This window comes from Pedococcus sp. P1_H8, assembly GCF_056405175.1.
Genome location: NZ_JBFUCP010000371.1, coordinates 1 through 392 on the forward strand (window position 1 = coordinate 1; position 392 = coordinate 392).

Consider the following 392-nt stretch of genomic DNA (forward strand, 5'->3'; position numbering starts at 1 on the left):
CTTCCTGCTCGACCACCACGTGAACCTGCGTCCGGCCCGCACGTACCCGGGGTCGAAGTCGCCGCTGGCCGCCAACCCGGACATCGACTTCGTCGTGGTCCGTGAGGGCACGGAGGGGCCGTACACCGGCAACGGCGGCTCGATCCGGATCGGCACCCCGCACGAGGTTGCCACCGAGGTCTCGGTCAACACCTGGTTCGGTGCCGAGCGCGTCGTCCGCGCCGCGTACGAGCTGGCACGGACCCGCCGCAAGCACCTGACGCTGATCCACAAGACCAACGTGCTCTCCAACGCCGGCCGCATCTGGACCCGTGCGATGGAGACCGTGGGCGCCGAGTACCCCGACATCGAGACGGCGTACTGCCACATCGACGCCGCGACCATCTACATGG

The 392-nt window shown here is 68.9% G+C and carries 1 protein-coding gene; it reads left to right on the top strand.

Annotation, left to right across the window (positions count from 1 at the left end; all coding sequences use genetic code 11):
• A partial coding sequence (locus tag AC1DYG_RS20420; protein ID WP_477641661.1) for an isocitrate/isopropylmalate family dehydrogenase occupies window positions 1–392 on the top strand: 392 nt, incomplete at both ends.